The sequence below is a fragment of the Rhizobium sp. BK602 genome, from assembly GCF_014195095.1.
Taxonomy (GTDB): Bacteria; Pseudomonadota; Alphaproteobacteria; order Rhizobiales; family Rhizobiaceae; genus Rhizobium.
On record NZ_JACIBC010000008.1, the window covers coordinates 65920 to 84560 of the forward strand.

The 18641-nt window shown below is 62.2% G+C and carries 21 protein-coding genes; 7 read left to right on the top strand and 14 right to left on the bottom strand.

The genetic code is table 11. The features are described 5' to 3' along the window. Window positions 1-4: 4 nt before the first annotated feature. Window positions 5-688 (bottom strand): response regulator transcription factor, encoded by a 684-nt coding sequence (locus tag FHX11_RS23710; protein WP_184361790.1) that lies wholly within the window; start codon window positions 686-688, stop codon window positions 5-7. Window positions 689-836: 148 nt separating this feature from the next. Here FHX11_RS23710 and FHX11_RS23715 point away from each other — a divergent pair, with 148 nt between their 5' ends. The 3 genes from FHX11_RS23715 to FHX11_RS23725 all read left to right on the top strand — a co-directional run bounded on the left by FHX11_RS23715 (window position 837) and on the right by FHX11_RS23725 (window position 3774). Beyond that, complete coding sequence (locus tag FHX11_RS23715; RefSeq protein WP_184361792.1) at window positions 837-1385, top strand: L,D-transpeptidase family protein; 549 nt, start codon at window positions 837-839, stop codon at window positions 1383-1385. A 149-nt stretch (window positions 1386-1534) separates the two neighbouring features. Then, window positions 1535-2365 (top strand): aldo/keto reductase, encoded by an 831-nt coding sequence (locus FHX11_RS23720; protein WP_184361794.1) that lies wholly within the window; start codon window positions 1535-1537, stop codon window positions 2363-2365. A 200-nt stretch (window positions 2366-2565) separates the two neighbouring features. Further along, a complete protein-coding gene (locus tag FHX11_RS23725) occupies window positions 2566-3774 on the top strand; it encodes an acyltransferase (RefSeq protein ID WP_184361797.1) in 1209 nt (402 codons plus the stop codon). Here the strand turns inward: FHX11_RS23725 and FHX11_RS23730 are convergent. Next, window positions 3748-4275, bottom strand: a complete 528-nt coding sequence (locus FHX11_RS23730) for a MarR family transcriptional regulator (protein ID WP_184361800.1) — start codon at window positions 4273-4275, stop codon at window positions 3748-3750. The two genes, FHX11_RS23725 and FHX11_RS23730, sit on opposite strands and share 27 nt — an antisense overlap. An 82-nt stretch (window positions 4276-4357) precedes the next feature. Between FHX11_RS23730 and FHX11_RS23735 the strand changes: the two genes are divergently transcribed. Continuing rightward, complete coding sequence (locus tag FHX11_RS23735; RefSeq protein WP_184361803.1) at window positions 4358-5257, top strand: EamA family transporter; 900 nt, start codon at window positions 4358-4360, stop codon at window positions 5255-5257. Between the two features lie 262 nt (window positions 5258-5519). Here FHX11_RS23735 and leuC read toward each other — a convergent pair whose 3' ends face one another. The 6 genes from leuC to FHX11_RS23760 form a co-directional block, all read right to left on the bottom strand. Then, window positions 5520-6929 carry a 3-isopropylmalate dehydratase large subunit gene (gene leuC / locus FHX11_RS23740; RefSeq protein ID WP_184361806.1) on the bottom strand — a complete coding sequence of 470 codons (1410 nt, stop codon included), beginning with the start codon at window positions 6927-6929 and terminating at the stop codon, window positions 5520-5522. Between the two features lie 71 nt (window positions 6930-7000). Further along, complete coding sequence (locus tag FHX11_RS30085; RefSeq protein WP_281411635.1) at window positions 7001-7129, bottom strand: hypothetical protein; 129 nt, start codon at window positions 7127-7129, stop codon at window positions 7001-7003. Between the two features lie 63 nt (window positions 7130-7192). Then, a complete protein-coding gene (locus FHX11_RS23745; RefSeq protein WP_184361810.1) occupies window positions 7193-8068 on the bottom strand; it encodes an amino acid ABC transporter permease in 876 nt (291 codons plus the stop codon). A gap of 34 nt (window positions 8069-8102) precedes the next feature. After that, entirely contained in the window at window positions 8103-8900 is a 798-nt protein-coding gene (locus tag FHX11_RS23750; protein WP_184361813.1) for a basic amino acid ABC transporter substrate-binding protein, read from the bottom strand. Window positions 8901-9113: 213 nt separating this feature from the next. After that, entirely contained in the window at window positions 9114-9656 is a 543-nt protein-coding gene (gene rplS, locus FHX11_RS23755) for a 50S ribosomal protein L19 (RefSeq protein ID WP_184361816.1), read from the bottom strand. A 280-nt stretch (window positions 9657-9936) separates the two neighbouring features. After that, on the bottom strand, window positions 9937-10809 hold the full coding sequence (locus tag FHX11_RS23760) for an ornithine carbamoyltransferase (protein WP_184361820.1): 873 nt from the start codon (window positions 10807-10809) through the stop codon (window positions 9937-9939). Window positions 10810-10947: 138 nt separating this feature from the next. Between FHX11_RS23760 and FHX11_RS23765 the strand changes: the two genes are divergently transcribed. Continuing rightward, complete coding sequence (locus tag FHX11_RS23765; RefSeq protein WP_184361823.1) at window positions 10948-11538, top strand: sugar O-acetyltransferase; 591 nt, start codon at window positions 10948-10950, stop codon at window positions 11536-11538. A gap of 260 nt (window positions 11539-11798) precedes the next feature. On the opposite strand, the gene trmD is transcribed toward FHX11_RS23765, so the two are convergent. The 5 genes from trmD to ffh all read right to left on the bottom strand — a co-directional run bounded on the left by trmD (window position 11799) and on the right by ffh (window position 15600). After that, window positions 11799-12491 carry a tRNA (guanosine(37)-N1)-methyltransferase TrmD gene (gene trmD / locus FHX11_RS23770; protein ID WP_184361826.1) on the bottom strand — a complete coding sequence of 231 codons (693 nt, stop codon included), beginning with the start codon at window positions 12489-12491 and terminating at the stop codon, window positions 11799-11801. 24 nt (window positions 12492-12515) lie between these two features. Next, complete coding sequence (gene rimM, locus FHX11_RS23775; RefSeq protein ID WP_184361829.1) at window positions 12516-13097, bottom strand: ribosome maturation factor RimM; 582 nt, start codon at window positions 13095-13097, stop codon at window positions 12516-12518. A gap of 127 nt (window positions 13098-13224) precedes the next feature. Next, complete coding sequence (gene rpsP, locus FHX11_RS23780; RefSeq protein ID WP_015341477.1) at window positions 13225-13584, bottom strand: 30S ribosomal protein S16; 360 nt, start codon at window positions 13582-13584, stop codon at window positions 13225-13227. A gap of 126 nt (window positions 13585-13710) precedes the next feature. After that, window positions 13711-14013, bottom strand: a complete 303-nt coding sequence (locus tag FHX11_RS23785; protein ID WP_184361831.1) for a chorismate mutase — start codon at window positions 14011-14013, stop codon at window positions 13711-13713. 18 nt (window positions 14014-14031) lie between these two features. Further along, a complete protein-coding gene (ffh, locus tag FHX11_RS23790; RefSeq protein WP_184361833.1) occupies window positions 14032-15600 on the bottom strand; it encodes a signal recognition particle protein in 1569 nt (522 codons plus the stop codon). A 379-nt stretch (window positions 15601-15979) separates the two neighbouring features. Between ffh and FHX11_RS23795 the strand changes: the two genes are divergently transcribed. Both FHX11_RS23795 and FHX11_RS23800 read left to right on the top strand, forming a co-directional pair. Then, the gene (locus FHX11_RS23795) at window positions 15980-16969 is read left to right on the top strand and encodes a hypothetical protein (protein WP_184361835.1); all 990 of its coding nucleotides are present in this window, start codon (window positions 15980-15982) and stop codon (window positions 16967-16969) included. Then, complete coding sequence (locus FHX11_RS23800) at window positions 16966-17994, top strand: MBL fold metallo-hydrolase (RefSeq protein ID WP_184361837.1); 1029 nt, start codon at window positions 16966-16968, stop codon at window positions 17992-17994. Before FHX11_RS23795 ends, FHX11_RS23800 begins: the two co-directional genes overlap by 4 nt. Before the next feature lie 72 nt (window positions 17995-18066). Here FHX11_RS23800 and FHX11_RS23805 read toward each other — a convergent pair whose 3' ends face one another. Further along, on the bottom strand, window positions 18067-18510 hold the full coding sequence (locus FHX11_RS23805) for an SRPBCC family protein (protein ID WP_184361839.1): 444 nt from the start codon (window positions 18508-18510) through the stop codon (window positions 18067-18069). Window positions 18511-18641: the final 131 nt, after the last annotated feature.

Consider the following 18641-nt stretch of genomic DNA (forward strand, 5'->3'; position numbering starts at 1 on the left):
TCGCCTACGGAATGATCTTGTAGCCGCCGTTTTCCGTTACCAGGATCTCGGCATTGGAAGGATCGCGCTCGATCTTCTGGCGCAGGCGGTAGACATGGGTTTCAAGCGTATGGGTGGTGACGCCGGAATTGTAACCCCAGACCTCTTCGAGCAGGATATCGCGGGTGACGACCTTCTGGTCGGCGCGATAGAGATAGCGGATGATCGCCGCTTCCTTCTCCGTCAGGCGGATCTTCTGGCCGTCTTCGGTGGTCAGGAGCTTCTGGCTCGGCTTGAAGAGATAGCGGCCGACGGTGAAGGTCGCGTCCTCGCTCTGCTCGTGCTGGCGCAGCTGCGCGCGGATGCGGGCGAGCAGCACGGCAAAGCGGAACGGCTTGGTGACGTAGTCGTTGGCGCCGGCTTCGAGGCCAAGGATGGTATCGGAATCGGTGTCATGGCCGGTGAGCATGATGATCGGCGGCTTGAAACCGTTCTTGCGCAAGAGCTTCACGGCTTCGCGGCCATCCATGTCGGGCAGGCCGACATCCATGATCAGCAGGTCCACGGGCGTAGCGCGCGCGGTCTGCACGCCCTTGCCGGCGTTCACTTCCTGCAGAACCGTGAATTCCTCGTAAAGCGACAATTGCTCGACCAGCATTTCGCGCAGGTCGTTATCATCATCCACCAGCAGAATGGTGCGTGCGGTCATGCCGTTCCGGTCCTTGTTCTATTGCCCCCTAAGTCCTACGCCAAATTGCGTTTTTAGCAAGTCGCGAGGCGGCTCAGGCTTGGTCGTCCAATTGAAACTGCTATGATTTCAAATGAAATCACACGCAAAGCAAAAACATGTGAGGAAAATGGAAAAGACAAGGGTAGGCGGTAGGCGGGCCGCTTCCACAATCGTCGTGCGTCCGGCGCCGGGCAGGTTGACGCGGGCGCTGGTGCGGATCGGGCCGCTGACGGTGCCGGCGGCGATCGGGCGATCCGGGCGCAGCGCGCGGAAGCGCGAGGGGGATGGAGCGACGCCGATTGCCGCCATGACGCTACTTTACGGCTTCACGCGCGGCGACCATGTCCGCCTCCTGCGCACCCCTCTGCCGATGCGGCGCATCCGCAAGGAGATGTTGTGGTGCGACCAGCCGGAGAATGCCAATTACAACCGGCTCGTCAGGGCGCCGTTCAAGCCGAGCCACGAGGAGATGCGCCGATCCGACGGCCTTTACGACGTTTGCCTCGTGCTCGACTGGAACATAAGCTCGCGCCGGCGTCATCGTGGCTCGGCCATCTTCTTCCATCTGATCAAGCCCGGTTATCAGCCGACCGCCGGCTGCGTCGCCGTCAGCCTCGCGGACATGCGGCGGATCCTTCCGGTCCTCAGGAAAGGGATGACCGTTCGCGTTCTCTGATCGATCTGCCGGGGTGATAATCGCGCGCAACCGACCTATATAGATTTCGACCGGCGCGGCGGCTGCCATGCGCGGGGAAAGCCGGGACCTCCGTCCGGGTTCAATTCACGCCTTTACTCCATCCACTTTCCAGTCATTTGGAGACTATCGTGACCACTCAACCGACAATCACTTTCAACGACGGCCGTTCCATTCCGCAGGTCGGCCTCGGCGTCTGGCAGACGCCGGAAAACGTAGCGCCGCTCGCCGTCAGCGCGGCATTGAAGGCCGGCTATCGCCATGTCGATACCGCCGCCATCTATGAGAATGAAGACGGTGTCGGCGAAGGCATCCGTCAGTCGGGCGTCGCCCGCAAGGATATCTTCCTCACCACCAAGCTCTGGAACGAAGCCCAGGGCTTCGATTCGACCCTGAAGGCCTTCGACGCCAGCCTGAAGCGGCTCGGCACTGACTATGTCGACCTCTATCTCATCCATTGGCCGGCGCCGCGCCGCGGCCGCTATGTCGATACCTGGAAGGCGTTCCTGCGCCTCAAGGAAGAGGGTCGCGCCCACTCGATTGGCGTGTCCAACTTCGCCAAGGAGCATCTCGACCGCATCATCGGCGAAACCGGCGTGACGCCGGTGCTGAACCAGATCGAGCTGCATCCGACCTTCCAGCAGAAGGCGCTGCGCGAGGTGCACGACAAGCTCGGCATCAAGACTGAGTCCTGGAGCCCGCTCGGCCAGGGCAAGCTGCTCGGCAATGCCGTGATCGGCAAGGTCGCCGCCAAGCATGGCCGTACGCCGGCGCAGGTGATCATCCGCTGGCACATCGACAATGGCCTGATCGTCATCCCGAAATCGGTGACCCCGAGCCGCATCGAGGAGAATTTCAAGGTTTTCGACTTCACGCTCGATGCCGAGGATCTGGCCGAGATCGCCAAGCTCGATTCGGCTGGCGGCCGCATCGGCCCCGACCCGCTGACGGCGACGTTCTGAGCGGGCGATAGGCTCGTTTTCATCTCATCCGAGGGGCCTGGCGTTTGCGCTCCAGGCCCTTCGCCATTTCTAGTTTCCGAGAAGCGTCCGGTGTTTACCTTTTGCCTGATCGGTAGTATTGCGATTGAGTATGCAACGTTAACTTGTTTATGCTCTGTTGAGTGTGCAAATTCACCATTCAGAATTGAGGCTTTTGCACCATGCGCATCGGGAACGATGCGATTTCCGCCAGTGCTGCGGCGTCGCAGAAGATCATATCTCTGGAAGCGATGCGCGGCATCGCGTCCCTGATCGTGCTTTTCCATCATTTCTGTCTGGCATTCCTTCCGTCGGTCAAGGACGCCTATCCCAGGGGATTGGCGGGGACACCCATCGCCTGGATCATGCGCGGCGAATCCGCCGTAATCTTCTTTTTCGTGCTTTCCGGCTTCGTTTTGACGTTGAAATTCTATCAACGGCCCGATCATGGCGCCTTGCTGCTATCGGCAATCAAGCGTCTGCCGCGATTGATGGGGCCGGCGGCTATTTCGATCGTCGGCGGCTTCGTGGTCCTTCTCCTCCATTGGAATTACAATGAGCAAGCGGCGGCGATAACCGGTTCGGAATGGCTCCGGACGTTTGGAAATGCCCATTTTCCGCGAGGATTCGAGCCGACGATAGCGTCGATGTTCGAGCAGTTCGTGCTCGTCTTCCTATTGCCCGATCACTTTTGGTACAATTCGAATCTCTGGACGATGCCGCTGGAATATTACGGCAGTCTACTCGTCTTTCTTTTGTGCGGGCTGGCCATGCGCCGATCGCCCGTCATGCGTCATATCCTCGCGATCGGGTCGGCATTTCTCGTCTGGAAGCTCTACAATGATCTGCTGCCGTTCGTGGCTGGCACCTATCTGGCGCTTATTTTCGCTTCAACCGGGCCGAGATCGTCATCCAATGCCTGGATCGGCATGGCCATCGCTTCGTGTTCGGCTGTTCTGCTCGGCTCCGTCGAGCAGCATTGGCAGATAGTCGGATCGCTGGGGCTGATCGCTTGCCTGATCTATTTCCCGGGATTGGCGCAATGCCTATCCGGCACGTTCGGCCGGCTATTGGGGCGTTTTTCCTTTCCCTTGTATCTGGTTCATTTTCTGGTGATCGCTTCGGTTTCGTCCTACGGCTTCAAGGCTGTGTATGGATGGACGGAATCATACACGGTTTCCGTCGCGGTCGCGGGAGCAATCACGCTGCTGGCGAGTTTCGCCGCCGCCCTCCCCATGCTGATCTTCGACACAAGATGGGTTGCGCTCGTGAACTTCGTTTTCATCCGCCTTTCCGCACATCTTTTGGCGATGGTGAAGCGGATTACGAAGGGGCCAAGGCCCGTTCGCAGCTCCGTGCCTGAACTACCCACCGGAGATGTCGACGGCTGAATTTTTTTTCGGTGCATCGGTCTCGAAGCCGGTCAGATATTTTCCAAGCAGCCCATCCAGCATAGCCCGGTCCTCTTGCGTGAGTGCCGATACCAGTTGCGTCTGCGTCTCGACATGGGCGGTGACGGCGGCGTCGATCAGCGCGTAGCCTTTATCCGTCAGCGATACCAGGAAGCTGCGGCCATCCTCGGGATTGGTGCTGCGGGCGACCATGCCGGATTTTTCCAGTTGGTCGATGCGGTTGGTCATGGTGCCCGATGTCACCATCATCGTGGCCAGCAGATCGCTGGGGGAGAGGGCATAGGGCGGTCCGGAGCGGCGCAGGGTCGCCAGCACGTCGAAGGTGGCGTTGTTCAATCCGAAACGTGCGAAGGTCTTGTCCATCTCGCGGCTGAGATGGAGAGCGAGGTTCCTGATCCGGCCGATCAGCCCCATCGGGGAGGTGTCTAGGTCGGGGCGCTCCCGGTTCCACTGGGCGAGAATCTTGTCGATGCGATCCATGCCGAGACATCGCCATGGAATTATCTTGACGTCAAGACATTTCATATTATCTTGAGGTCAAGATAAATTCGAGACCATGACCATGAATCGCAATTTCGATCTGTTGGTGACCGCTATCGCGCCGGCGATCTGGGGCAGCACCTATCTGGTGACGACCGAGCTGCTGCCGGCCGGCTATCCGCTGACGGTCGCGATGCTGCGCGCCTTGCCCGCCGGGCTGCTGCTGCTCGCCATCGTCAGGCGGCTGCCGCATGGCATCTGGTGGCTGAAGTCGCTTGTGCTCGGCGCACTGAATTTCTCGGTCTTCTGGTGGCTGCTGTTCATCTCGGCCTATCGGCTACCGGGCGGGGTGGCGGCGACCGTCGGCGCGATCCAGCCGCTGATCGTCATCGTGCTGGCGCGTTTCCTGCTGGGCTCACCGATCCGTGGCCTTTCCATTGTCGCGGCGATCGCCGGCATTGCCGGCGTCGCGCTTCTCATTCTGACGCCGCAGGCAGGGCTCGATCCGGTCGGCGTCGCGGCCGGCATCGGCGGGGCTTTCTCGATGGCGGCCGGTGTCGTGCTCAGCCGCCGCTGGCGGCCGCCCGTCTCGCCGCTTGCCTTTACCGCATGGCAATTGACGGCCGGCGGCTTGCTGCTGTTGCCCGTCGCGCTGCTGCTGGAGCCGCCGCTTCCCGCTTTGACCGGCGCCAATCTTCTCGGCTTTGCCTATCTCGGGCTGATCGGCGCGGCGCTCACCTATATTCTCTGGTTTCGCGGCCTGTCGCGCCTGGAGCCCGCGGTCATCTCGCCGCTCGGCTTCTTGAGCCCGATGACCGCGGTGATCCTGGGTTGGGCGGTGCTCGGTCAGCAGCTGAGCCCGATACAGATCTTCGGCATGGTTATCGTGCTCGGCAGCGTCTGGCTCAGCCAGTGGGTGCAGCAGGCTCCGTCATCGCAAATTCCTTCTCCCCTCGGGGAGAAGGTGCCGACAGGCGGATGAGGGGGCTCTCCCCACGAGAAAGTGATCTTTCGCTGACGCTCAAGGTGCTCGTCGTTCCACTCCTCGCCCCCTCATCCGCCTCCTGAGCTTGTCGAAGGGGGCACCTGACCGGGGTTGAGCCACGGGTCTCAACCCGTCCTTCGGACCCCCGAGGGGAGAAGGGTTTTCCAGGCGGCAACGTCATTTCCTATGCCATCGTCCTACTTACAAACAAAAAGGGCGGCCTCGGAGCCGCCCTTTGTCATTCATGCGTTCAAGCCGATCAGTTCCAGTCGCGGATGTCGACGAAGTGGCCGGCGATCGCGGCGGCGCCGGCCATGGCGGGCGAGACCAGATGGGTGCGGCCCTTGAAGCCCTGGCGGCCTTCGAAGTTGCGGTTCGAGGTGGAGGCGCAGCGTTCGCCCGGCTTCAGGCGGTCGTCGTTCATGGCGAGGCACATGGAACAACCAGGCTCACGCCAGTCGAAACCGGCGGCCTTGAAGATCTTGTCGAGGCCTTCGGCTTCCGCCTGTTCCTTCACGAGGCCGGAGCCCGGAACAATCATGGCGTTGACGGTGGATGCGACCTTCTTGCCTTCGACGACCTTGGCGACGGCGCGCAGGTCCTCGATGCGGCCGTTGGTGCAGGAGCCGATGAAGACGCGGTCAATGTTGATCTCGGTCATCGGCATGCCCGGCTTCAGGCCCATATAGTCGAGCGCACGCCACTTGGAAGCGCGCTTGGTCTCGTCCTGAATTTCGTCCGGGTTCGGCACGATGCCCTGAACGGAGACGACGTCTTCCGGCGAGGAGCCCCAGGAAACGATCGGCGGCAGGTTGCTGGCGTCGAGCGTGACGATGCGGTCGTAATGCGCGCCTTCATCCGACTTCAGCGTCTTCCAGTAGGCGATCGCCTGTTCCAGCGCTTCGCCCTTCGGCGCGCGCGGCTTGCCCTTGATATATTCGAAGGTGATCTCGTCCGGTGCGATCAGGCCGGCGCGGGCGCCGCCTTCGATCGACATGTTGCAGATGGTCATGCGGCCTTCCATCGACAGCGAGCGGATGGCTTCGCCGGCATATTCGATGACATAGCCGGTGCCGCCGGCGGTGCCGATTTCGCCGATGATGGCGAGGATGATGTCCTTGGCGGTGATGCCGGCCGGCAGCTGGCCGTCGACCTGCACCAGCATGTTCTTCGCCTTCTTCTGGATCAGCGTCTGGGTCGCCAGAACATGTTCCACTTCGGAGGTGCCGATGCCGTGGGCCAGCGAACCGAAGGCGCCGTGGGTCGAGGTGTGGCTGTCGCCGCAGACGATGGTCATGCCGGGCAGGGTGAAGCCCTGCTCGGGGCCGATGATGTGGACGACGCCCTGGCGTTTGTCGTTCTCGGAGTAGTATTCGACGCCGAATTCGGCGGCGTTCTTGGCGAGCGCCTCGACCTGGATGCGGCTTTCCTCGTTCTTGATGCCGAGATGGCGATCCGCCGAGGTCGGGACGTTATGGTCGACGACGGCGAGCGTCTTTTCCGGCGCGCGCACCTTGCGGCCGGTCATGCGCAGGCCTTCGAAGGCCTGCGGCGACGTCACTTCATGAACGAGGTGACGGTCGATGTAGAGAAGACAGGTGCCATCGTCTTGGGCGTCGACGAGATGGTCATCCCAGATTTTGTCGTACAGTGTGCGTGGAGCGCTCATGGCTGTGAAATCCATAATTGGCATTGTCGAAACAGGGGGTGACGGATCAGGACCGCCGGCCTCGGGAGTGATCAGCGAAGTCGGCTGTTGAGCGCACCCGAAATCATCGCAAAGAAACGTGCCGGCAGGCGCTTATGGTCCTGCAGCACGAAAGCGGCGACATAACGCCCGTCCTTGCTCATGATCTTTATCATGCGCATGCTCATATCAATTTTCAAAACCTTCGGCAATGGCGACGAAGGGTTGATGTCCGGCGGCGGGCGCTACACCTGCGCGCCGGGCGGCTGGCCGGCTCCGAGGCGGCGGAAGGCGGAGCGATCGGCGCCGGACCGCCGGCGCATGAAGCTCTCGAGCTGCCGCAGCAGCAGCGAAAGTCCGACGGTCAGCAGCAGGTAGATGAAGGCGAGGATCGACAGCGTCTCGAAATAGCGGAAATTGGCGGAGTAATAGAGCTTGGCGAGCTGGGAGATATCGGCGACGCCGAGCACGGAGACCAGCGAGCTATCCTTCACCATGGCGATGAAGTCATTGGACAGCGGCGGCAGGATGACACGGATCGCCTGCGGGAAGACGACGAGCCGGAAGCGCTGGAAGCGGGTGAGGCCGAGCGCCTTCGCCGCCTCGATCTGGCCCTGGTCGACGGCCTGGATGCCGGCGCGGAAGATTTCGGCGATGAAGGAAGAGTAGCCGATCGTCAGCGCGAAGATGGTGCGCCAGATGAACGGCACGTCGCGCACCACAAGCGGGCTCATCCAGCCAGCGGAAATCAGCGGGGAAACGACCAGATTGTAAATCGCCACGAAGGCCGGCGTGCCGACGAAGGCAATGTAGGCCAAAAGCACCAGCATCGGAATGCCGCGCACGATTTCGATGTAGAGGCGCGCGATCTGCCGCAGCACGAGGAAGTCCGACAGGCCGAGCAAGGCGAGACCGAGGCCAAACAGCATGGCGAGCGCAAAGGCGACCAGCGTCACGAAGATCGTGACGCCGATGCCGTTGATCAGCAATTTGAAAATATCGCTATAAAGCCCGTCGGCGGCGATGGCGATGGAGGCGACAAGGCCGAGAACGGCAAGCGCGACCAGCCACCAAGGAAAGTCCTGCTTGCCGTGAGGCCCGCTCGATGCATGTCCGGCCATCAGAGCGGACTTCCGGTTTCAGGCTGCATGCGGCTCACTGGCCCATCTTGTAGTCGAGGAACCACTTCTTGTTCAGCGCGTCGAGCGTGCCGTCGGCCTTCAGGCTGGCGATGGCGGCGTTGACCGGGGCGACGAGATCGGAGCCCTTGGTGAAGATGAAGCCGAAATCCTCGGAGCCGAGCGGGCCGCCGATCAGCTTCAGGCCGCCGTTGGAGGCATCGACATAGCCCTTGCCGGCGGTGCCGTCGGTCAGCACCAGATCGACGTCGCCGGTTTTCAACGCCTGCACAGTGGCGCCGAAGGTCTCGAAGGTCTTGATGCGCGGGTTCTGCTCGTTGCCGTCAAGCACTTCGTAGACGGCGGTGTAGAAGGGCGTCGTGCCCGGCTGAGCGCCGATCAGGCCTTCCTTGAGAGCGGCAAAGCTCTTGGCGTCGGTGAAGCGCTTCTCGTCGCCGCGCACCAGCATGAACTGCTCGGAGCGCATGTAGGGGTCGGAGAAATCGACCTTCTGCTTGCGGTCTTCCTTGATGGTGATGCCGGTCATGCCGATGTTGTACTGGCCTTCGGAGACGGCCTGGATCATCGCGTCCCAGCTGGTGTTCTGGTACTCGACCTTGAAGTTCAGCCGCTTGGCGATCTCGTTCATCGCGTCATATTCCCAGCCGATCGCCTTGCCGGATTTCGGATCGACGAATTGCAGCGGCGGATAGGCATTCTCGGTGACGACGACGACGGTCTTGCCCTTGAGATCAGGCAGATCGGCGGCGAAGGAGGAAAAAGGGGCAAGCACGAGGGCCGTGAGGCCGAGAAGGAAGGAACGACGGAATGCCATGGAAATCTCCCAGAATAGCGCGATGGAAAAATGTCATACTTGAAAAGCCGATGGCAAGGCTATTGCCATGGCGACAATCATAAAAACAGAAATGCCGCTCCAAAGCGGGAGGATTGCGGGAAATTTCCTGCTTTCTTGCCAGCTTGAAGTCGGTCGTAACAAAAAGGCGGCCCGAAGGCCGCCTTTGATGTCCATATAAATGGAAAGCGAAGCTTATTCTGCCGCCGGCTCGGCTGCTGCTGCAGCAGCGGCTTCGGCGGCTGCCTTTGCTTCCGCGGCTTCGGCTGCTGCCTTCTCGGCTGCGAGAGCCTGGGCGGCTGCAACCTTCTCGGCTTCGATGCGTGCCTTCTCGTCGGCGAGAGCCTGACGCTCGGCATCGTTGAGCTTGCGGGCGCGGGTGCCGGTGTTCTCGACGATACGGGCAGCCTTGCCGCGCAGGTCGCGCAGGTAGTAGAGCTTGGCGCGGCGGACCTTGCCGCGGCGAACGACTTCGACGCTTTCGATCAGCGGCGAGTAGACCGGGAATACGCGCTCGACGCCTTCGCCGTAAGAGATCTTGCGGACCGTGAAGTTTTCCTGCAGGCCGCCGCCGGAACGGGCGATGCAGACGCCTTCATAGGCCTGAACGCGGGTACGGTTGCCTTCGGTGACCTTCACGTTGACGCGAAGGGTGTCGCCGGCGGAAAACGCGGGAAGGGTGCGCTTGGCTTCGATCTTGGCAGCCTGTTCGGCTTCCAACTGCTGAATGATGTTCATAGTATCAACCTCGTTGTTGCTTCAACAGCCAGAGCGCCCGAACGATCTATCCTTGGTCGGACCCGAAGGTCTCGCCGCGCGATATATGCCTGTTACGGCAGGGGCGGATACGTCTGCTTTTCTTTGGTGGTTGATGGGAAATTTCCCATGCCGGGCGCGCACATACCCTATTGCCGCGGCTTTGTCACCCCTTGGCTGCGGAATTTCCCGCGCTGGAGGCCGCTTTTTGGCGTTTCCGGCTCAAGACAAAGGCTTCGGTGGATAAACCGATAGCAAAACCTTACGCGACAATCCATTCCAGCAGCGCATTCTGCGCGTGCAGCAGAAAAGCCTTGGCCGCCTTGCTTTGGCAGACCGGATGGGTCATCGCGTCCGCCGTGACCTCCTGGCCCCTGGCCACCGGCGGACAGGGCAGGAAGATCGCGTCGGGACGGCATCGGTCGAGAAGGGCGCCGGAGATGCGGTAGTCCGACAATTCGGCCGGCAGCGCCTCGCCCGGCCATGAATCCGTGACGATCACGTCAGCCTCCAGCAATGCCTCCAGGTCGGTGCTCGTGCTGAAATTCGCGTTCAGAAGATCGCGGTCCTTGACGTGCCATTGTTGCGGATAGACCTGCGTCACCTTGACCGGCAGGGCGAGCGAAGCCTCGACCCATGAGCGCAGGATATTGGCATCCGGCGCGACGCCGACGATCCTGAGGCCGTCGACGCGGCCTTTGCGGCTCCTGATATAGGCAAGATCGCCCAGGGTTTCGCAGGGATGGTTTGCCTTGGTGCGGGCATTAACGACGGGCGTTTGCGTGCTTGCCGCGAGTTGGCGCAGCGCCGACAGCAGCTTCGTGCGGACGATCAGAATGTCGAACCAGTTTTCGAGATAGCCGGCGAGATCGGCGGTCTCCTCGCGGGCGTTGAAGCTGACCGGAGCCTGCACGCAGATGCCGCCCATCGCCTGTATGCCGAGATCGAACGCCGTGGTGTTCCGCCAGCCGCCATCATCGGCGATCAGCGCAACCCGCGTGCCCCGCAGGCTCTGCGGCATGCGGCGATCGGCCCAGGCGCCGGCCAGGATGCCGGCGCGATCGAGCAGGGAAAGGATGATGTCCGAAGGCAGGTCGTGGAATTCGAGAAAGCTTTTTCCGGTTCTGCCAGGCATCGTCGCTCCGCGTAGTGAGACATGTCCATGCCGCCATTAGCATCTGAAAAAGGCCGGCCCGCAAGAGGTCACGTGTTCATGGGTGGTTCATGCGGGTCTGATAGGCAGGCAATTTCCAGAGATTGCGCAGGGATTGCCATGACGCTCGCTGATCAGCTCGAAATCATCCGCTCGGGCAGGATGTACAATGACCTGACGCCGGAATTGATCAAGGCGCGCGAGGAAGCGGTTTTTCTGACCAACGATTACAATGCCAGTTTCGGAAAACCGTCGGCCGAACGGGAAAGCATCCTGCGCAAGCTGTTGGGAGCTATTGGCAAGAGCGTTCATTTGGAGCCGACATTCCGTTGCGAATTCGGCCGGAACATCGTCATCGGCCATAATTTCTATGCCAATTTCGACTGCGTGATGCTGGACGGCGGCGGCATCGAGATTGGCGATGACGTCCTGTTTGGACCTCGCGTGGGCATCTACACCTCCAACCATGCCATCGACGCTTCCGAACGCGCTGCCGGGGGCTGCTATGCAAAGCCCGTCAGGATCGGCAATCGGGTATGGGTTGGCGCCGGCGTTCACATCAACCAGGGCGTGACCATAGGCGACGGCGCGGTCATCGGTTCGGGCAGCGTCGTGACGAGAGATATCCCCGCGGGGGTGATCGCCGCCGGCGTGCCCTGCAGGGCGATCAGGGACATCACCGACAAGGACAAGACGGGTTTCCAGCCCTGAAAGCCTCTGGAATGTCGCCTCTGGCGAAGATCAGCTCCTGCCTGTTCTGATCTCGGGATAATCTCAGTCTCGATGTACGATATGACTCATGCCTGCGGGCATCGTTTCAAGCAGGTTCCCGAGCGGGCGAGGCGACCGAGCGATGGATGAGACTATGTCCGTTGCAGCGGATTAGGGCTCCGGCGCGCAACTGGAGGCGAGAGGCGCCGGTATCCAGAACGATCATGGTTCGCGTTGCCTCGTCCATCCTTTTTTCCTCGCTATTCTCGAACGGGCTTCTCCAGCAGATCCGGCCGCCGCTCCTTCGTCAGCTTTTCCGCCTCCTGCCTTTGCCACTTGGCGATGGCGCCGTGGTTGCCGGAGGTGAGGACGGCGGGGATTTCGCGGTCTTCCCAGACCTGAGGGCGGGTATAGTGCGGGTGTTCCAGCAGGCCGCCCTCGAAGCTTTCGTGCAGGCCGGAAAGGTCGTTGCCCATGACGCCGGGCAGGATGCGGACGATGGCGTCGAGCAGGATCAGCGCCGCCGGCTCGCCGCCCGACAGGATATAGTCGCCGATCGAGACCTCTTCGAGGTCGCGGCCGTCGATCACCCGCTGGTCGACGCCTTCGAAGCGGCCGCAGACGATGATGACGCCGTCGCCGGCGGCGAGTTCGCGCACGCGCTTCTGCGTTAGCGGCTTGCCGCGCGGGCTCATCAGCAGGCGCGGCCGATTGTCGTTTTCGGAGGCATGGTCGATGGCGCGAGCCAGCACATCCGGCTTCAGCACCATGCCGGCGCCGCCGCCGGCCGGCGTATCGTCGACGGTGCGGTGCCTGTCGGTGGCGAAATCGCGGATCTGTACGGTATCCAGCGACCATTGCCCGCGCTCCATGGCCTTGCCGGCAAGCGACGCGCCGAGATGGCCGGGAAACATCTCGGGATAGAGCGTCAGGATGGTCGCGCGGAAACTCATGGCGCTATCGCTTCCAAAGGATGGTCACTTCTTCGTCTTGCCCTGCGGCTTTTCCGGCCTCTGTGGCTTGCCGATCAGGTCGTCGGGACTGTCGATCAGCCCGGCGGCCAGCGGATCGATCAGGATCTTGCCGCCTTCGAGGTCGATTTCGAGCACGGCGGCTTCGGAGAAGGGGATCAGCACGGGACGCTTGCCCGGCCCCTTCAGTTCGAGAAGGTCGCCCGCGCCGAAATCGTAGATACCGCTGACGGTGCCGTAGCCCGTGCCCTTGTCGTCCACCGCTTCGAGGCCCTCGAGATCGGCATAGAAGAACTCGTCGTCCTCCAGCTCGTCGTCGGGCAGGTTATCGCGCTCGATATAGAGTTCCAGCCCGTTCAGCGCCTCGGCGGCATTGCGGTCGTTGATGCCGCGGAAGCGCACGACGACCATATTCTTGGCTTCGCGGATTTCCAGCACCTCGAAGGTGCGCCCGTCCAGGCTGTGCAGGTTTCCGTAATCGCCGAGCGCGGTGGGATCGGACGTAAAGGCGCGTGCCCGTACTTCGCCTCTCAAGCCCTGCGCGCTGCCGATGGTCGCCATCAATACCGGATTTTCAAGTTTCGTCATGGTCTCGTTGCCGAATGCCGGAGGGTCGATCGCGTTCTCTCATAAGGTGAACCGCCGCGAATGGGAAATGAAAAACGGGCGGCATGTCGCCATGCCGCCCGTTTTTCGAGTGACCGTTGCCGGCCGATTATTCGCTGGCAGCAGCGGCGTCAGCAGCCTTCTGTGCCTTTTCGGCAGCGCGCTCCTGAGCCTTCTTGCCCGGCTTTGCCTTTTCCGGGTTGTTCTTGGCTTCGCGCGTTGCAATGCCAGCTTCGTTCAGGAAGCGCAGAACGCGGTCGGTCGGCTGTGCGCCGTGGTCGAGCCAGTGCTTGATGCGCTCGGCCTTGAGTTCAACGCGCTTGGCGTCGTCCTTGGCGAGCATCGGGTTCCAGGAGCCGAGGGTCTCCAGGAAACGGCCGTCGCGCGGCGAGCGAGCGTCGGCGACGACGACGTGGTAATACGGGCGCTTCTTGGAGCCACCGCGGGCGAGACGAATTTTCAGTGCCATGTTCATTCTCCTTAGGCTTTTCTTGACCGCTTCGTTGTGCGGTATGGTTACGTCGCGCTGCTTTTCTCGTGCCGCGTGATCCCTGTCGAAAGCGTCCTGCGTCTTTCGGAATCATGCGGCCGGGGGTTACCCTTTGAGATCCGCAGCGATCTGTTCATGATGCCGGATGACTTCCGTGATGACGAAGTTCAGGAACTTCTCGGCGAAATCCGGGTCCAGGTGAGCGTCCTTTGCCAGGCGGCGCAGGCGCTCGATCTGAAATTCCTCGCGCGCCGGGTCGGCCGGCGGCAGATCGTATTTGGCTTTCAGCACGCCCACTTCCTTGGTGCAGCGGAAGCGTTCGGCCAGCATATGCACCAGTGCGGCATCGATATTGTCGATCGACTGGCGGTACTTGCCCAATTGGGCCTTGACGTCTGGATCAATCATGGGGGTCAACGATCCTTCTCACTTCTTCTTCGGCAAACCGGGCAATCCCGGGAAACCACCACCGAGGCCCGGCAGCTTGGCGCCACCGAGGCCGGGCAATCCACCGCCGCCACCCAGGCCCGGCAGGCCGCCGGGACGGCCGAGGCCGGCGGCTTCGGCCTGCTTCTGCAGGGCTTCGAGCTGCTTGGGATCGATGTTCGACAGGTCGGGCATACCCCCGCCCATACCCCCGAGGCCCATCTTGCCGGCAAGGCCGCCCATCAGCTGCTTCATCATGCCGCCTTTGCCCTTGCCGCCCATCATCTTCATCATGTCCGCCATCTGGCGGTGCATCTTCAGAAGCTTGTTGATGTCGGCGGCGTCGGTGCCGGAGCCGGCGGCGATGCGCTTCTTGCGGGAATGCTTCAGGAGGTCGGGATTGGCACGCTCGGCCTTGGTCATCGAGGAGATGATGGCGAGCTGACGCTTGAACAGGCGGTCGTCGAGGCCGGCGGCCGCCATCTTGTCCTTCATGCCGGCCATGCCGGGCATCAGGCCCATGATGCCGCCCATGCCGCCCATCTTCTGCATCTGGCCGAGCTGATCGGCGAGGTCGTTCAGATCGAACTTGCCCTTGGCCATCTTGGCGGCCATGGCGGCCGCCTTCTCGGCGTCGATATTCTCGGCTGCCTTTTCGACCAGCGAGACGATGTCGCCCATGCCGAGGATGCGGTCGGCGATACGGCGGGGATGAAACTCCTCCAGCTCGCCCATCTTTTCGCCGACGCCGATCAGCTTGATCGGCTTGCCGGTGACGGCGCGCATCGAAAGGGCGGCACCGCCGCGGCCGTCGCCGTCCATGCGGGTCAGCACCAGGCCGGTGATCCCGACGCGCTCGTCGAAATTGCGGGCGAGATTGACGGCGTCCTGACCGGTCAAGCTATCGGCGACCAGCAGGATTTCATGCGGATTCGATTTCTTCTTGATATCCGCCATCTCGACCATGAGCGGCTCGTCGATATGCGTGCGGCCGGCGGTGTCGAGGATGACGACGTCATGGCCGCCGAGCTTGGCGGCCTGCACGGCGCGGGCGGCGATATCGGTCGGCGACTGGCCGGCGATGACGGGAAGCGTGTCGACACCGGTCTGTACGCCGAGTTGGCGCAACTGCTCCTGTGCTGCCGGACGGCGCGTGTCGAGCGAGGCCATCAGGACCTTCTTGCGGTCGCGGCTCGTCAAGCGGCTGGCGATCTTGGCGGTCGTGGTCGTCTTGCCGGAGCCCTGCAGACCGACCATCATAACGACGACCGGGGCCGGCGCGTTGAGGTCGATGCCGACGCCTTCGCCGCCGAGCATCTCGATCAGCTCGTCATGGACGATCTTGACGACCATCTGGCCGGGCTTGATCGACTTCAGGATCTCGGCGCCGACAGCCTTTTCGCGGACGCGATCGGTAAAGGCGCGCACGACATCCAGCGCTACGTCGGCTTCCAGAAGCGCACGGCGAACCTCGCGCAGCGCTGCGGAAACATCGGCTTCCGAAAGCGCGCCGCGGCCTGTCAGTCCATTCAGAATGGAACCAAGACGGTCCTGGAGGTTTTCAAACATCGCTTCTTCCTTATCGATCGCTCGGAGATTTGGTTCTGCGCAGCCAGCGCGGTTCCTCGCCCGAAAACGTCGTGCTTTTCCATGACGAAAACAAGACGCAAAGCCAAAAAGCACCCGAGGGCGCATCGCGCTGTCGGGTGTTGACCTCCGGGATCTCTTTATACCAAAACGGGTCCCGGTCGGTGGCTCGGAGGCTTGTGCTCGTCGCAGATGAGCCGGGATAAACAGGAAATGGCCGGGAAAGTCAAGCGAAAGGGCAGAAATGCCACAGCCGGCCGCCGCGATCGATCCTGGCGGCGAATATGATGTCGCCGTCGGCGCAGTCGGCTATTGTTGCGATACCCGCCGTGACCCCATGATTCCCTCGAGACAGACCCGAATGAATGATGCAGCCCTGACCAATCTCCTGATCGCCTGCCGAGTCTATGGCGGCGGCCGTGTCGATGCGCGCTTCAACGAGGCAGCGCAAGCCTTCTATGCCGGCGCCAAGGCGCAGCCGAAGATCGTATCGCGGGCGGCGCGCGAATTGCGCAGCCTGCCGCCGCCGGGGGCGGCGATCCTTGCCAACATGCTCGGCACCGTCGTCGAAAAGGGCGGTGCGGTCGAACGCAGCGGTCCGGCGGTGTGGGAGCTTTTTCTTGCTTGGCTGCCGCAGATCCATCGCGGCTTTTCCGGCAAAAAGTCCCTCAGCCCGCGGCAGCAGCAATTGCTGGAGGCTTTCCAGCTGCTGGGTCAGTCGGTCGTCTCGCATCTCGCCATGATGCCGGAAGAGCGAACGCTGGCGCGGGAGAATGCGGGCTTGATGGCGCAGCTTCTCGACCTGCAGGATCATACGCCGGCGGCCGCCTGGGTGCGCCAGATGCTTCTCAGCCGCAGCGGCGGGCTGGTTGTCCTGCATCTGCCGAGCGGACGGGGCTTCCGGCTGCGCTATGAGAATATCGTCAACGGCTTCCATCTGTTCACGCTCATCCAGGCCGCCTTTGGCGAGAGCCTGCCGGGCGGGCGTGAACCCAACCGGTTCATCGTCGACATGGCGCGCTGCGTGACGCTGGTCGAGGAGGGGACGGACGAGGCCTGGTGGTCCTATGGCACGCCGACAGGGAAGCCCGGCATTCAGGCGGCAATCTCCGGCGAAGCTTCGGTGGACGATATCGAGCGTATCGATGGCACGCAGGTCGTCTTTCTCTCGCCGCCACTCGCCGGCGCGCCGCTCTGGGACACCAGCTTCTTCACGCCGCAGCTCTTCGCCATGCCGGCCAATGTCGCGATCGAAGGCGAATTGGCGGCGCAGGAGAGTGGCGAATGGCTGGTAAAGGCCGGTTTTCCGTTCATTGGGGATACGGTGGCGCAGGGAGCCGGCAGGCAATGACAGAGGCATCCGGCTCCGGCAGAAGGCGGAATCCCTATTATCAAGGTCCCGTTTCCGATCATTTCGACGGGTTGCGGTTTTTCAACCCGGAGGGTGTCGAGCCCGGTGGCCTGCTCGACCTGCTGAGATGGCTGTTCGGCGGCGGGCGGGTGCGCTGGCCCGATCCGGTCGTCAGCGCCTTCCCGCCGGCCAAGCCCGACAGGCATGTCTTCGGTGACCGGCTGCGGGTAACCATGGTCGGCCATGCCTCGATGCTGATCCAGATAGAGGGGCTGAACATCTTGACCGATCCCGTCTGGTCGGAGCGCGCCAGTCCTTTCACCTTCGCCGGGCCGAAACGCGTCGTGCCGCCCGGTATTCGCTTCGAAGATCTGCCGCCAATCGACCTCGTGCTGGTCTCGCACAATCATTACGACCATCTCGATCTCGCTACCCTGAAGCGGCTGCAGGAGGCGCATGCGCCCCATATCGTCACGCCGCTCGGCAACGACGCCATCATCAGGCGCGTCATACCCCGCGCGACGATCTCCACCATGGATTGGGGCGACCATCTCGCCGTCAATGCCAAGGTGCGCATCGATGCCGAACCCTGTCATCATTGGTCGGCGCGGGGCATGGGCGACCGCAGCATGGCGCTCTGGGCCGCCTTCGTCATTGCCACGCCGGCGGGCAAGATCTACCATGTCGGCGATACCGGCTTCCATGGCGGCGTCAATTACGAGGCGGCCCGCGAAAAGCATGGCGGCTTCCGCCTGGCCATCCTGCCTTTCGGTGCCTACGAGCCGCGCTGGTTCATGAAAGGGCAGCATCAGAATCCGCAAGAGGCGGTGCGGGGCATGACGCTCTGCAATGCCGCCTATGTCGCCGGCCATCATTTCGCGACGTTCCAGCTCACCGACGAGGGGATCGACGCGCCGGTCCGGGCGCTGGACGCGGCCTTGAAGGCGCAAGGCGTTGAGCCGGACCGGTTCCGGCCGCTCAGGGCAGGGGAAGTCTTCGACGTACCGGTCGTGCCGATTGCCTGAGCGTTTGCGCCCAATACTCCTTCTCCTCGCGGGGGAGAAGGAGTGTCCCGAAGCCTCGCTGCGTGCCGCGCCTTACTCCTTGATCTCAGGCTCGACGAGCTTTGCCAGATTGCGCAGCGATTCCTGCCAGCCGAGATAGCAGGCTTCCGGCGGGATGACGTCGGGGACGCCCGCCTGCGTGATGTTCACCTCGGTTCCGACCAGCACCTTCTTCAAGGTCACGGTCACTTCCATTTCGCCCGGCAGGTTCGGGTCGTCGAACTTGTCGGTGTAGCGCACCAGCTCGCCGGGGATAAGCTCGCGGAATTCACCGCCGAAGGAATGGCTTTGGCTGGTGGTGAAGTTGCGGAAGGACATCTTGAACGTGCCGCCGACTGCCGGCTCGAGATGATGCACGGTGCAGGTAAAGCCGTTCGGCGGCAGCCACTTGGCGAGCGCGTCCGCCTCGATGAATGCGCGATAGATCTTTTCCGGGCTGGTCGCCAGGACGCGGTGCAGGCGTATGGTATTCGGCATGGTCGTGATCCCTATGGTTGATGGAATGGACGAGCCTAGGACGTCGCAGCTTTTGATAATCCGACATTGGGAATGATTTTTTTCAGAGTAAGTTCCGTCAAGGCTTCTCGGCGGGATTTGAGCTGTGGTTA

What these genes read in the sequence shown, in the direction of transcription:
- FHX11_RS23760 (WP_184361820.1), bottom strand. Translation starts at nt 10,809, where the DNA reads ATGCCTGGCAGAACCGGAAAAAGCTTTCTCGAATTCCACGACCTGCCT.
- rpsP (WP_015341477.1), bottom strand. Translation starts at nt 13,584, where the DNA reads ATGGCACTGAAAATTCGTCTCGCCCGCGGTGGCTCCAAGAAGCGCCCG.
- leuC (WP_184361806.1), bottom strand. Translation starts at nt 6,929, where the DNA reads ATGAGCGCTCCACGCACACTGTACGACAAAATCTGGGATGACCATCTC.
- FHX11_RS23725 (WP_184361797.1), top strand. Translation starts at nt 2,566, where the DNA reads ATGCGCATCGGGAACGATGCGATTTCCGCCAGTGCTGCGGCGTCGCAG.
- FHX11_RS23730 (WP_184361800.1), bottom strand. Translation starts at nt 4,275, where the DNA reads ATGGATCGCATCGACAAGATTCTCGCCCAGTGGAACCGGGAGCGCCCC.
- FHX11_RS23710 (WP_184361790.1), bottom strand. Translation starts at nt 688, where the DNA reads ATGACCGCACGCACCATTCTGCTGGTGGATGATGATAACGACCTGCGC.
- FHX11_RS23745 (WP_184361810.1), bottom strand. Translation starts at nt 8,068, where the DNA reads ATGGCCGGACATGCATCGAGCGGGCCTCACGGCAAGCAGGACTTTCCT.
- FHX11_RS23800 (WP_184361837.1), top strand. Translation starts at nt 16,966, where the DNA reads ATGACAGAGGCATCCGGCTCCGGCAGAAGGCGGAATCCCTATTATCAA.
- rplS (WP_184361816.1), bottom strand. Translation starts at nt 9,656, where the DNA reads ATGAACATCATTCAGCAGTTGGAAGCCGAACAGGCTGCCAAGATCGAA.
- FHX11_RS23795 (WP_184361835.1), top strand. Translation starts at nt 15,980, where the DNA reads ATGAATGATGCAGCCCTGACCAATCTCCTGATCGCCTGCCGAGTCTAT.
- FHX11_RS23785 (WP_184361831.1), bottom strand. Translation starts at nt 14,013, where the DNA reads ATGATTGATCCAGACGTCAAGGCCCAATTGGGCAAGTACCGCCAGTCG.
- FHX11_RS23715 (WP_184361792.1), top strand. Translation starts at nt 837, where the DNA reads ATGGAAAAGACAAGGGTAGGCGGTAGGCGGGCCGCTTCCACAATCGTC.
- FHX11_RS23750 (WP_184361813.1), bottom strand. Translation starts at nt 8,900, where the DNA reads ATGGCATTCCGTCGTTCCTTCCTTCTCGGCCTCACGGCCCTCGTGCTT.
- ffh (WP_184361833.1), bottom strand. Translation starts at nt 15,600, where the DNA reads ATGTTTGAAAACCTCCAGGACCGTCTTGGTTCCATTCTGAATGGACTG.
- rimM (WP_184361829.1), bottom strand. Translation starts at nt 13,097, where the DNA reads ATGACGAAACTTGAAAATCCGGTATTGATGGCGACCATCGGCAGCGCG.
- FHX11_RS23805 (WP_184361839.1), bottom strand. Translation starts at nt 18,510, where the DNA reads ATGCCGAATACCATACGCCTGCACCGCGTCCTGGCGACCAGCCCGGAA.
- FHX11_RS30085 (WP_281411635.1), bottom strand. Translation starts at nt 7,129, where the DNA reads ATGCGCATGATAAAGATCATGAGCAAGGACGGGCGTTATGTCGCCGCT.
- FHX11_RS23735 (WP_184361803.1), top strand. Translation starts at nt 4,358, where the DNA reads ATGAATCGCAATTTCGATCTGTTGGTGACCGCTATCGCGCCGGCGATC.
- trmD (WP_184361826.1), bottom strand. Translation starts at nt 12,491, where the DNA reads ATGAGTTTCCGCGCGACCATCCTGACGCTCTATCCCGAGATGTTTCCC.
- FHX11_RS23765 (WP_184361823.1), top strand. Translation starts at nt 10,948, where the DNA reads ATGACGCTCGCTGATCAGCTCGAAATCATCCGCTCGGGCAGGATGTAC.